The organism is Blastococcus saxobsidens (assembly GCF_010682065.1).
Taxonomy (GTDB): domain Bacteria; phylum Actinomycetota; class Actinomycetes; order Mycobacteriales; family Geodermatophilaceae; genus Blastococcus; species Blastococcus saxobsidens_B.
On record NZ_JAAGWG010000013.1, the window covers coordinates 1 to 11,498 of the forward strand.

10 protein-coding genes are annotated in these 11,498 nt (G+C 73.7%); 1 reads left to right on the forward strand and 9 read right to left on the reverse strand.

Features of this window, described 5'->3' with window-relative positions:
• Nucleotides 1–86 precede the first annotated feature (86 nt).
• From GCU60_RS10240 to GCU60_RS10275, 8 genes are all read right to left on the reverse strand, one after another.
• A complete protein-coding gene (locus GCU60_RS10240; protein WP_163204837.1) occupies nucleotides 87–905 on the reverse strand; it encodes an ABC transporter permease in 819 nt (272 codons plus the stop codon).
• Nucleotides 902–1,846, reverse strand: a complete 945-nt coding sequence (locus tag GCU60_RS10245) for an ABC transporter ATP-binding protein (protein WP_345770519.1) — start codon at nucleotides 1,844–1,846, stop codon at nucleotides 902–904. Before GCU60_RS10245 ends, GCU60_RS10240 begins: the two co-directional genes overlap by 4 nt.
• Before the next feature lie 49 nt (nucleotides 1,847–1,895).
• Nucleotides 1,896–3,176 (reverse strand): thymidine phosphorylase, encoded by a 1,281-nt coding sequence (locus GCU60_RS10250; RefSeq protein ID WP_163204839.1) that lies wholly within the window; start codon nucleotides 3,174–3,176, stop codon nucleotides 1,896–1,898.
• On the reverse strand, nucleotides 3,176–3,601 hold the full coding sequence (locus GCU60_RS10255) for a cytidine deaminase (RefSeq protein ID WP_345770520.1): 426 nt from the start codon (nucleotides 3,599–3,601) through the stop codon (nucleotides 3,176–3,178). The genes GCU60_RS10250 and GCU60_RS10255 overlap by 1 nt, the downstream gene beginning before the upstream one ends.
• Entirely contained in the window at nucleotides 3,601–4,884 is a 1,284-nt protein-coding gene (locus tag GCU60_RS10260; protein ID WP_163204841.1) for an ABC transporter permease, read from the reverse strand. The genes GCU60_RS10255 and GCU60_RS10260 overlap by 1 nt, the downstream gene beginning before the upstream one ends.
• Entirely contained in the window at nucleotides 4,881–6,068 is a 1,188-nt protein-coding gene (locus GCU60_RS10265) for an ABC transporter permease subunit (RefSeq protein WP_163204843.1), read from the reverse strand. Before GCU60_RS10265 ends, GCU60_RS10260 begins: the two co-directional genes overlap by 4 nt.
• Complete coding sequence (locus tag GCU60_RS10270) at nucleotides 6,065–7,633, reverse strand: ABC transporter ATP-binding protein (RefSeq protein WP_163204851.1); 1,569 nt, start codon at nucleotides 7,631–7,633, stop codon at nucleotides 6,065–6,067. The genes GCU60_RS10265 and GCU60_RS10270 overlap by 4 nt, the downstream gene beginning before the upstream one ends.
• Nucleotides 7,634–7,928: 295 nt before the next feature.
• Nucleotides 7,929–8,975 (reverse strand): BMP family lipoprotein, encoded by a 1,047-nt coding sequence (locus GCU60_RS10275; RefSeq protein WP_163204853.1) that lies wholly within the window; start codon nucleotides 8,973–8,975, stop codon nucleotides 7,929–7,931.
• 262 nt (nucleotides 8,976–9,237) lie between these two features.
• Between GCU60_RS10275 and GCU60_RS10280 the strand changes: the two genes are divergently transcribed.
• Nucleotides 9,238–10,545, forward strand: coding sequence for a D-alanyl-D-alanine carboxypeptidase family protein (locus GCU60_RS10280; protein WP_163204855.1), 1,308 nt, complete (start codon nucleotides 9,238–9,240; stop codon nucleotides 10,543–10,545).
• Here the strand turns inward: GCU60_RS10280 and GCU60_RS10285 are convergent.
• Nucleotides 10,430–11,428, reverse strand: coding sequence for a YihY/virulence factor BrkB family protein (locus GCU60_RS10285; protein ID WP_345770521.1), 999 nt, complete (start codon nucleotides 11,426–11,428; stop codon nucleotides 10,430–10,432). The genes GCU60_RS10280 and GCU60_RS10285 overlap by 116 nt on opposite strands.
• Nucleotides 11,429–11,498: the final 70 nt, after the last annotated feature.

Here is an 11,498-nt window from a genome sequence, read left to right on the forward strand (position 1 = left end):
CCGGAGGACCGCGGTGTCATCACCTCCGGCCCCCACTCCGGAGGACCGCGGTGTCATCGCCTCCGGTCCCGCTCCGGGGTCCCGTGCTAGCGCCGGTCCTGCCAGCGGAAGGTCTTGACGCACAGGAACAGCCCGACGACGCACCAGACGGCCAGCACCAGCGCCACCCGGCCCAGCTCCCACGAACCGGCCGGCTCGTCGGCGACCAGCGAGTCGGGCAGGAACACCGACCGCAGCCCCTGGGCCATCCACTTCAGCGGGAAGATCGCGGCGACGGTCTGCATCCAGGTCGGGATCTCGCTGAACTGGAAGAAGACGCCGGAGATGAACTGCAGCACCAGCGCGAACGGGGTCACCGTCGCCGACGCCGAGCGGCCGTTCTTCGCCAGGCTCGACAGCGCGATGCCCAGCAGCGTGCACGCCGCGGCCCCGAGCGCCGACACCCAGGCGAAGACGACCCAGTCCGAGCCCGACGGCAGGTCGATGTCGTAGAAGACGACGCCGATCAGCAGCAGCACGACGATGATCGCCACGGTCACCGCGAGGACCTGGACGACCTTGCCCACGAAGAAGGCGCTGCGCGGCATCGGGGTGCCGGCCAGGTGCTTGAGGGTGCCGTCGGAGCGCTCGGTGGCGATGCTGATCGCCATGTTCTGCAGGCTGGCGCCGAGGATGCCGGCGGCGATGATCCCGGCCATGAAGTACTGGGTGAAGCTGACGCCGTCGGACAGCTCGAAGTTCAGCACCGCGCCGAAGACCGTCAGCAGCAGCACCGGCAGGAGGAGCGTGAAGACCACCGACTCGCGCTGGCGGAAGAACTCCTTGAGCTCGACGACCGCGCGGGAGCGGTAGACGGAGGTCAGTGACGGGAGGGCCGCCTCGCGGGCGGGCTCGGTGGTCGTCATCGGGACACTCCCTCACCGGCGGCCGCGGTGCTGCCCGCACGCTCGCCCTCGCCGATCATCCGCAGGTAGACGTCCTCCAGCGTGGGCCGGGCGACCACCAGGTCCGGCACCTCGCCGGGGAAGCGCTCGGCCAGGCCCCGCACGAAGGCGGTGGGGGTCGCGGTGGCCTCGGTGCGGCGGGCGCCGCCCTCGGTCCAGCTGACCACCGCCGGTGCCGTCTCGCGCCCGCCGAGGGCGGAGGGCACGGCCACCTCGGCGAGCCGTCCGCGGGCGATCACGCCCACCTGGTCGGCCAGCGCCTCGGCCTCGTCGAGGTAGTGCGTGGTCAGCAGCATGGTGGTGCCCAGGTCGCGCAGCGACCGGATCAGCGACCAGAACTGCCGCCGGGCCTCGGGGTCGAAGCCGGTCGTCGGCTCGTCGAGGAACAGCAGCGTCGGCCCGCCGACGATCCCCAGCGCGACGTCGAGCCGGCGGCGCTGCCCGCCGGAGAGCGCCTTGGCGCGGACGCCGGCCTTCTCGGTGAGGCCCACCAGCTCCAGCACCTCGTCGGCGTCGCGCGGACGCGGGTAGTACGACGCCTGCGCGCGCACCAGCTCCCGCACCGACAGCTGGCTGTCGCCGCCGCCGGACTGCAGCACGATGCCCAGCTGCGCCTTCCAGCGGCGGGTGCCCGCGGCGGGGTCGGCGCCCAGCACGCGGACCTCACCGGCGTCGCGGCCGCGGTAGCCCTCGCAGATCTCCACCGTCGTCGTCTTGCCGGCGCCGTTGGGCCCGAGCAGGGCGAAGATCTCGCCGCGCTGGATGTCGAGGTCCAGCCCGTCGACCGCGGTGAAGTCGCCGTAGCGCTTGACCAGCCCGCGGATGGAGATCGCGGCGTCCGGGTCGAGCGGGGCACCGCTGGGCACCGGCCGCACCTCGGGGGCCGCGGGAGTCCGTGTCACGAGAAGACAGTGTCCCCTATGGAGCTGGGACGCCCCGGGCCCCCGCTCGTCACGCCGTGATGCGCTCCAGGACGAGGGGAAGGGGCGTGTCGTCGGTGTCGACGCCGATCGCGCCCTCCAACGCCTCCAGCGCCCGTGGCAGGCGGGCGGCGTCGTCGGTCTGCAGCTCGAGCAGCGGCTGGCCGGCGGTCACCTGCTCCCCCACCCCGGCGGTCCAGGTGATCCCCGCCGCGGCCGACACCGGGTCCTCCTTGCGGGCCCGGCCGGCACCCAGCCGCCAGGCGGCGACGCCCAGGGCGTAGGCGTCGAGCCGGGTCAGCGTGCCACTGGCCGGGGCCGTCACCACGTGGGTCTCGGCCGGCTCCGGCAGGGGCGCGTCGGGGTCGCCGCCCTGCGCGGCGATCATCCGCCGCCACACGTCCATGGCCCGGCCGTCGCGCAGCGCGTCGGCGGGGTCGACGTCCGGGCGGCCGGCGCCGGCCAGCATCTCCCGCGCCAGCGCGAGGGTCAGCTCGACGACGTCGGCCGGCCCGCCACCGGCGAGGACCTCGACGGACTCGGCCACCTCGACCGCGTTGCCGGCGGACCGGCCCAGCGGCCGGTCCATCGCCGTCACCAGGGCCACCGTGCGGACGCCGGCCGCCGTGCCGAGGCCGACCATGGTGCGGGCCAGCGTGCGGGCGTCCTCGGCGCTCTTCATGAACGCACCCGAGCCGGTCTTCACGTCCAGCACCAGCGCGTCGGCGCCCTCGGCGATCTTCTTGCTCATGATCGAGCTGGCGATCAGCGGGATCGACTCCACGGTGCCGGTGACGTCGCGCAGCGCGTAGAGCAGCTTGTCCGCCGGCGCCAGGTCGTTGCCCGCCGCGCAGATCACCGCCCCGACCTCGCGCAGCTGGGCCAGGTAGGCCTCCTCGTGCACGTCGGCGCGCCAGCCCGGGATCGACTCCAGCTTGTCCAGGGTGCCGCCGGTGTGACCGAGCCCCCGACCCGACAGCTGGGGCACCGCGACGCCGCAGGCGGCGACCAGCGGCGCGAGCGGCAGGGTGATCTTGTCGCCGACGCCCCCGGTGGAGTGCTTGTCCGCCGTCGGTCGGCCCAGCGACGAGAGGTCCTTCCGCTCCCCGGAGTCGATCATCGCCTGCGTCCAGGCCGCCAGCTCGCCCGCGGCCATGCCCCGGAAGAACACCGCCATGAGCAGCGCGCTCATCTGCTCGTCGGGCACCGCGCCGCGGGTGTAGGCGTCGATGACCCAGCGGATCTGCTCGCCGGAGAGCTCGACGCCGTCCCGCTTCGCCCGGATGACGTCGATCGCGTCGTGCCCGGCCATCAGCCCTGCCCCCGCTCCGCCGCCGCGACCAGGTCGTCCGGCCCGAACGCGTCGGGCAGCACCTCGCGCATGGGCACGATGCCCAGGGACACCGTCTCGATGAGCATGTCCGCTCCCCCGTGCTCCCACAGCAGCTGCCGGCAGCGACCGCACGGCATCAGCGGCTGCCCGTCCCCGCCGACGCAGGCCACGGCCACCAGCCGCCCGCCACCGCTGCGGGCGAGGTCGCTGACCATCCCGCACTCGGCGCACAGGGCCAGCCCGTAGGACGCGTTCTCCACGTTGCAGCCGGTCACCACGCGGCCGTCGTCCACCAGCCCGGCGACGCCGACCGGGAACTTCGAGTACGGCGCGTAGGCATGGGTCATGGCCTCGCGGGCGGCGGCCCGCAGGGCGTCCCAGTCCGGCTCGGGCAGGGCGGTCACTAGTGGTCCCCTCGTCGGTACACCAGACCGTCGGCCTTGGGCATTCGCAGCCGCTGCGCGGCAAGCGAGAGCACCAGCAGCGTGATCAGGTGCGGGGTGAAGGAGACGATGCCCTCGGGCAGCTCCTCGATGGTCAGGTAGGCGACCAGGCTGGCGGCGGCGAAGACGACGGCCAGCACCGCCTGGACGAGCCGGCGGCGGCCGACCTGGTAGAAGGCGACGGCCAGCAGCAGGATCGCGATCAGCAGCAGCAGCGCCACGACGGCGCCGCGGCTGCGCAGCTGCAGACCGTCGGCGAAGCCGAAGAGCCCCGCACCGGCGGCCAGGCCGCCGGGCCGCCAGTTGCCGAAGATCAGCGCCGCCAGGCCGATGAACCCGCGGCCACCGGTCTGCCCCTCGCGGTAGATGTTGGCGACGAACACCAGCGCCACACCGCCGAGGCCGGCGAGAGCGCCGGAGATGATCACCGCGATGTACTTCAGCCGGTAGACCGGCACCCCGAGGGTGTCCGCGGCGGCGGGGTTCTCACCGCAGGAGCGCAGCCGGAGCCCGAAGGCGGTGCGCCACAGCAGCAGGTAGCTGGCGGGCACCAGCAGCACCGCGAGCAGGGTCAGGACGCCCACGCCGCTGGTCAGGCCGCGCAGCAGCCCGGCGACGTCGGAGACCAGGAACCAGTGCGCGCGTTCGACGTCCCCCAGGAGGTCCGGACCGCTGGACAGCACCGGCAGCGAGAAGCTCGGTGGCCGGCTCGCCAGCGCCGGGGACTGGGTGACGCCACCGCCCTCGGTCCCACCGGCGTACAGCAGCTCGGAGAGGAAGCGGACGACGCCCTCGGCCAGGATGTTGATCGCCACACCGGAGACGACGTGGTCGACGCCGAAGGTCACCGTGGCGACGGCGTGCAGCAGCCCGCCCACGGCGCCGAAGACGGCACCGCCGATGATCGCGGCGCCCCAGCCCCACTGGTAGCCGGCCCAGCCGGCGCCCCAGGTGCCGAGGATCATCATCCCCTCGAGGCCGATGTTCACCACGCCCGCGCGCTCGGCGAACAGGCCGCCGAGCGCGGCCAGGCCGATCGGCACGGCGAGCAGCAGCGCCGCGGCGAACGTCGACGACGAGGTCAGCGCCTGCTCGCCGGAGATGATCCGGACGGCGGACATCAGCAGCATCAGGCCGACGAACAGCCAGGCGATCCGGCGGCTGCGGCCGCCACCGAGGAAGAGCTCGGTCAGCGGTCCCCGGTTCGCGCCGGGAGCCGGGGGTGCGGACGTCGCGGTGCTCATGCCCCGGCCTCCTGGCGGTCGTCGGTGATGCGGGTGCCGACCGGGCCACCGGGGCCGGCGGAGGTCCCGCCGTCGGCGGTGCCGGAGTCGCCCTGGCCGCTGGCCCGGCCGGCGCGACGGCGGGTGAGCTGCTTGGCGACCTCGTTGGCGACGACCACCGAGAGCACGATGGTGCCCTGGATGATCGTGACCACCGACGCCGGGATGTCGGCGAACTGCAGCGGCACCGCCGCCCGGTCGAGGAAGGCGAACAGCAGCGCGGCGAACGCGATGCCGACCGGGGAGTTGCGGCCGAGCAGCGCGACGGCGATGCCGAGGAAGCCCAGGCCGGCGGTGAACTCGGTGCCGAAGTGGTGGGTGTCGCCCAGCAGGTCGGGCAGGCCGATCAGGCCTGCGATCGCACCGGAGATCAGCATCGTCTTGATGACCATGGCGCGGGCGTCGATGCCGCTGGCGGTGGCCGCCGACGGCGACAGCCCGGTGGCCCGCAGGTCGAAGCCGAACCGGGTCCGCTTGATGAGCACCGAGACGACCACTCCCACGACGACCGCCACGAGCAGGAAGCCGAAGAGCTGGCCGCGCGGCTGCTCGAGGCCGAGCAGGTCGAACACCCCGTTGATCGCGGGGAAGCGACCGGACTCGGGGATGTCGGTCGTGGTGATGATCGCCGCGCCCTCCTCGCTGCCCCGCAGGGGGCCGGTGAGCAGGAACGAGGCGGTGCCGAGCGCGATGAAGTTCAGCATGATCGAGCTGATCACCTCGCTGACGCCGCGGGTGACCTTGAGGACGGCGACGATGCCGGCCCAGACGGCGCCGACGGCCATGGCGACCACGATGATCAGCAGGACGTGCAGCGGCGCGGGCAGCACGACGGCCGCACCGGCACCGGCGGCGATGACGGTGGCCATGCGGTACTGGCCCTCGACGCCGATGTTGAACAGCCCCATGCGGAAGGCGACCGCGACCGCCAGGCCCGACAGGAACAGCGGGACGGCGCGGTTGAGGATCACCACGATCGACTGGGTCTGCTGCGCCGGGGTGTCCCCGAAGTCGAACAGCACGCGCAGCGCCACCGCCGGGTCCTGCCCGATCAGCAGGATGACGACAGCGGTCAGGACGATCGCGACGACGACGGCGAGCGCGGGCGCGAACAGCGACGCCCCGATGCGGCGGAGGGCGCTCACGCGGCACCCACCGAGCCGTCGTGGGCGCCGGTCATGTGGCCGCCCAGCTCCTCCGGCGTCAGCGACGACGGGTCGAGCGAGGCCACCAGCCGGCCGCGCAGCATCACGTGCAGCGTGTCGGACAGGCCGATCAGCTCGTCCAGGTCCGCCGAGATCAACAGGATCCCCATCCCCTCCGCGCGGGCGTCCTTGAGCAGCTCCCAGATGGACGCCTGCGCGCCGACGTCGACACCCCGCGTGGGGTGGGCGGCGATCAGCAGCTTGGGAGCGGCGCTCATCTCGCGCCCGATGATCAGCTTCTGCTGGTTGCCGCCGGACAGGGCGCCGGCCGGCGTGTCCGGCCCGGGGGCGCGGACGTCGTACTCGCGCATGATGCGCTCGGTGTCGGCCCGGGCGGAGCGGCGGTCGATGAACCAGCCCTTCACCGCCGGCGGGCGGGTCTGGTGGCCCAGGATCCGGTTCTCCCAGAGCGGGGCGTCCAGCAGCATGCCCTGGCGGTGCCGGTCCTCCGGGATGAAGCCCAGGCCGGCCTCGCGGCGGGCCCGGGTGCTCCAGCGGGTGATGTCCTGGCCGGCGAACGACACCGTGCCCGAGGCCAGCGAGCGCAGCCCCATGACCGCCTCGACGAGCTCGGCCTGGCCGTTGCCCTCGACCCCGGCGATGCCCACGACCTCGCCCTCGCGCACGGTGAGCGCGACGTCGTCGACCGCGGGACGGCCGACGAGGGAAGGGACCGTGAGGCCGGTCAGCTGGAGGACGGGCTTCTCGCGGACCGTCGACGACCGGGTCTCCGGGGAGGGGAGCTCGGAGCCGACCATCAGCTCGGCCAGCTGGCGCGCAGTCGTCGTCCGCGGGTCGGCGGTGCCCACGGTGGTGCCGCGCCGGATCACGGTGATCGAGTCGGCGACCTTGCGGACCTCGTCGAGCTTGTGCGAGATGAAGATGACCGTGAGGCCCTCGCGCTTGAGCTCACCCAGGTTGCCGAAGAGCTCGTCGACCTCCTGCGGGACGAGGACGGCGGTCGGCTCGTCGAGGATCAGCGTGGTGGCGCCGCGGTAGAGGACCTTGGCGATCTCGACGCGCTGCCGGTCGCCGACGCCGAGGTCCTCGACCAGCACGTCGGGCTCGAGGTTGAGCGCGTAGCGGTCGGAGAGCTCGCGGATGCGGCGCCCGGCCTCGGCCCGGTCGAGCCGGCCCCCCCTGGTCGGCTCGCTGCCCAGGACGATGTTCTCCAGGACGGTGAAGTTGTCGGCCAGCATGAAGTGCTGGTGGACCATGCCGATGCCGGCGGCGATCGCGTCGGACGGGCTGCGCAGCTGGGTCTCGCGGCCGTCGAGCAGGATCGTGCCCTCGTCGGGGCGGTGCATCCCGTACAGCGTCTTCATCAGCGTGGACTTGCCCGCGCCGTTCTCGCCGACGATGGCGTGCACCTCGCCGCGCCGGACGCGCAGCTCGATGTCGCGGTTGGCGACGACACCGGGGAAGCGCTTGGTGATGCCACGCAGCTCGACGGCGTACGGGGCGCCGTCCCCCGGCGGGGAACCGGTCGCTCCTGCTGCGGCCATGGTGGGCCTCTCTCTCGCGGTGCGGCCGCGGGTCGGCGGCGCACGTCCACTCGTCTGCACCGGCGGGGAGCAGGTCGTGCGTCTCCCACCGGGTCCTGCCGGGACCGGGTGCGGCCACCGGCCGCCGGATGCGGCACGGGCATGATCCCGCACCGCGTCCCGCGGTCACCGCCCGCCCCCGCGGCCGGTCCCCCCTGGATCACGACGGCGGGCCCGGGCGCATGCGCACCCGGGCCCGCCGTGGACCGATCCGGTTCGGCGCAGGCCCACCGGGAAGGCGGGCCCGCGCCGGAGATCACGGGGTGGTCGGGACCTCGATGTCGCCGTCGATGATCTGCTGGCGGTAGTCCTCGATGACGTCCTGGATGTCGTCGATGAAGCCGCCGGAGGTCGACAGGGCGATGCCGCCGGTCTCCAGGTCGTTCAGGATGTCGCTGCCGCCCTCGAGGTCGCCCGCGGCGAAGTCCTCGATGTAGCCCTCGACGGCGTTGTCGACCCGCTTGAGCATCGACGTCATGATCACGGCCTGCTGCTCGGCCGAGGCGCTCAGGTACTGGTCGGAGTCGACGCCGATGGCGCGCTGACCGGCCTCGACGGCCGCCTCGAAGACGCCCTCACCGGAACCACCAGCGGCGTGGAAGACGATGTCCGCGCCCGCCTGGTACATGCCCTGCGCCGCGACCTTGCCGCCCTCGGGGTCACCGAAGCCGGAGGGGTCACCGGCCGGCGAGAGGTACTTGACGTCGACGATGACGTCCGGGTTCACGGCCTTGGCGCCGGCCTCGAAGCCCGCCTGGAACTTGCCGATCAGCGGGCTCTCCTGGCCACCCACGAAACCGACGTGACCCGTGGCGCTCTTCGACGCGGCGGCGACGCCGGCGAGGAAGCTGCCCTCCTCCTCGGCGAAGACCAGACCGGTGAGGTTGTCCACGCCCATCTCCGAGACGGAGGTGTCGACGATGGCGAACTGGGTGTCCGGGTACTCGGCGGCGATGTCGCCGATGATGTCCCCGTAGGCGAAGCCGACGGCGATGACCGGGTTGAAGTCGTTCTCGGCGAGCTGGGTCAGCAGCTCGGCGCGGTCGGAGCCGTCCGCGTTCGGCGAGAGCTCCTGGATGTCCTCCTTGACGTCGCCGCCGGCGGCCTTGACGGCCGCCTCGACACCGGCGATCGCCGAGTCGTTGAAGGACTTGTCGCCGCGACCGCCGGTGTCGTAGGCGACACCCACCTTGAGGTCGCCCTCGCCACCGCCGCTGGTGCCACCGGAGCTGTTCTCGTCGTCGCTGGCACAGGCCGCCAGGGCCAGGCTGCCGGCCAGCAGCAGCGCCGCGGCCTTCGTCATCCGCGCAGGGCGCAAGACGATCTCCTCTCTGGGGGGACCCGCCCGCCTCGTGGCGATGCGGTGTCCCGGGGAATCAGGTTCATCGATGCCCGCCACCCGCTGTGCGGGCACGGCAGGACACCGGCGACGACGCTAACCGCGCCCACCGAGTGGTCTACAACGTCTGGCCCGGACTGAGACCCGATCGTTGCGAAGGCTCATCCCTTCGGGCACCGGGGACCGGACGGCGGTGTCGCAGGTCACGCTCGCATACGGTGGCGGCATGCCCGTTCGCCGCCGCGCCGGCCTGCTGAGCGGCGTCGCCGTCGCGGTCGCCGTGCTCCTGCCGGCGGCCGGCGCGGCCGCGGCGCCGGCCCCCGCGGGGGCCTCCGGCACCTCCGCGGGACCCACCGTGGACCTCGACGCCGCGACCCCCTCGGCACCCCTCACCGGGCTCCCCGACCGCGGGACGGCGCCGGACGGGAGCACGGTGGGTGGCAGGGCGCTCGCGGCGCGCGGGACGGTCGTGGCCGACGACTCACCACCGCTCCCCCAGGGCCTGACGGCGTCGGCATGGCTGGTCGCGGACGCCACGACCGGTCGGGTGCTGGCCGCCCGTGACCCGCACGGCCGCTACTACCCGGCCAGCACGCTCAAGGCGCTCACCCTGCTCACGCTGCTGCACCGCCTCGACCCGGCCGCCGTCGTGACCGGCACCGGAGAGGACGAGGCCGTCGAGGGCAGCCGGGTGGGGCTCGTGGCCGGCGGGCAGTACCCCGTCCCGCTGCTGTTCGAGGCGCTGGTCCTGCAGTCGGGCAACGACGCGGCGAACGCCCTGGCCCGCGCGGCCGGCGGCGACCGGGCGACCGTGGCCCTGATGAACCGGACGGCGGCCGAGCTGGGCGCGTACGACACGGTCGCCGGGACGCCGTCCGGACTGGACGTCGCCGGCCAGTCCTCCTCGGCCTACGACCTGGCGCTGATCTTCCGGGCGCTGTTGGAGGACCCGGCCGCGACGGCCGTGCTGGGCACCCCGGTCGCGGACATCCCGCCCGTGGACGGCCGGGCGCCGGGCTTCCAGATCCAGAACCAGAACCCGCTGGCGGGCTATCCCGGCATCCTGGGCGGCAAGACCGGCTTCACCGACGCCGCCCGCCACACGTTCGTGGCCGGCGCCGAGCGGGACGGCCGCCGGCTGGTGGTGAGCGTCCTGGACACGGAGAACGTGCCGCTCCGGGCGGCCGACCAGGCGGCGCTGCTGCTGGACTGGGGGTTCGCCGTCCCGGCCGGCGCCGAGGGGGTCGGCCGGCTCGTCCGGGCCGACGAGCTGGTGGCGACGGCCACTCCCAGCCGCACCCCGACCGCCGAACCGACGCCGACCAGCCCCCCCGCGGGCACGGGGACGGCGGCGGCGTCGTCCGCCGCGCTGCTCTCCGCCCCCGCGGTGGGCGGTCTCGGTCTGGCCGGCGTGGCGCTCAGCGCGACGCTGGTGCTGGCTCGCCGGCGGGCTGCCCGTCGTCGCGCTGCGGCGACGGCTCGACCGGCGCCGGCTGCTCCGCCTCGAGGCCGGTGGCCGTCCAGGCGGCGGTGAAGAAGGCGAACCGGGCCACCAGGTTGATCCAGACCAGCACGCCCACGGCGCCACCGAACGCCGAGGCCGTGACGCTGTCGGAGATGAGCGAGAGGTAGTAGCCGCCGATCACCTTGAGCACCTCGAAGCCGAGCGCGCCGAAGAGCGCGCCGGGCAGCAGCCGGCGCAGCGGGTGGTTGACGCCGGGCACCACCCGCAGCAGCCACAGGAAGACGACGACGTCGCCGATCATGGCCAGTCCGATGCCGATCAGCCAGGTGAGCACCCCGTAGCCGGGCTCGTCGGCGAGGTCGAGGAAGTCCAGCACCCGGGACGACGCCTGGGTGACCACGCCGGTCAGCCCGAGGCTCGCGACCCCGACCGCACCCAGCACGACCAGGGCGACGATGTCCTGCACGTTGTCGCGGAGGAACTCCGGTTCGTCCACCCGCCCCTTCCAGATGCGCTCCATGCCGACCCGGAGCTTGTCCATGGTCCGTAGGCCGGCGTAGAGGAAACCGGCCAGCCCGATGAGTCCGACGAAGCCGGCGGAGTCGATGGCCCCCGACAGCTGCTCGACCAGCCGGCGGCCCAGCGCGCCGGGGAAGGTCTCCCGGATCGCGGTGAACAGCTCCCGCTGGAGCAGCTCGTCGCCGGCGATCACCAGCCCGATCACCGAGGCGACCAGCAACAGGACGGGGAAGAGCGCCAGGAAGGCGAAGTAGGTGACACCGGCCGCCATCAGGTCGCCCTGGGTGCGCTGGTAGCGGCCACCGGCGCGGGCCAGGTGGTCGAACCAGCCGAAGCGCGCCCGCCCGGCGTCCAGGCCCGCCTCGACGCGGTCGTACAACCGGGTCCACCAGGCCTTGGACGGCGGCGGCTCGCCGGAACGGGCTGAACTCACCGCCCGAGTCCTGCGCCTGCGCGGCTCCCTCGCAGGGTCCCGACGCGAGCCTGCGAGCGCCGGGGGGCGA

Excerpts from the sequence above, each read along its gene's own strand:
- GCU60_RS10270 (WP_163204851.1), bottom strand. The coding sequence starts at position 7,633 with ATGGCCGCAGCAGGAGCGACCGGTTCCCCGCCGGGGGACGGCGCCCCG.
- GCU60_RS10250 (WP_163204839.1), bottom strand. The coding sequence starts at position 3,176 with ATGGCCGGGCACGACGCGATCGACGTCATCCGGGCGAAGCGGGACGGC.
- GCU60_RS10240 (WP_163204837.1), bottom strand. The coding sequence starts at position 905 with ATGACGACCACCGAGCCCGCCCGCGAGGCGGCCCTCCCGTCACTGACC.
- GCU60_RS10280 (WP_163204855.1), top strand. The coding sequence starts at position 9,238 with ATGCCCGTTCGCCGCCGCGCCGGCCTGCTGAGCGGCGTCGCCGTCGCG.
- GCU60_RS10275 (WP_163204853.1), bottom strand. The coding sequence starts at position 8,975 with ATGACGAAGGCCGCGGCGCTGCTGCTGGCCGGCAGCCTGGCCCTGGCG.
- GCU60_RS10260 (WP_163204841.1), bottom strand. The coding sequence starts at position 4,884 with ATGAGCACCGCGACGTCCGCACCCCCGGCTCCCGGCGCGAACCGGGGA.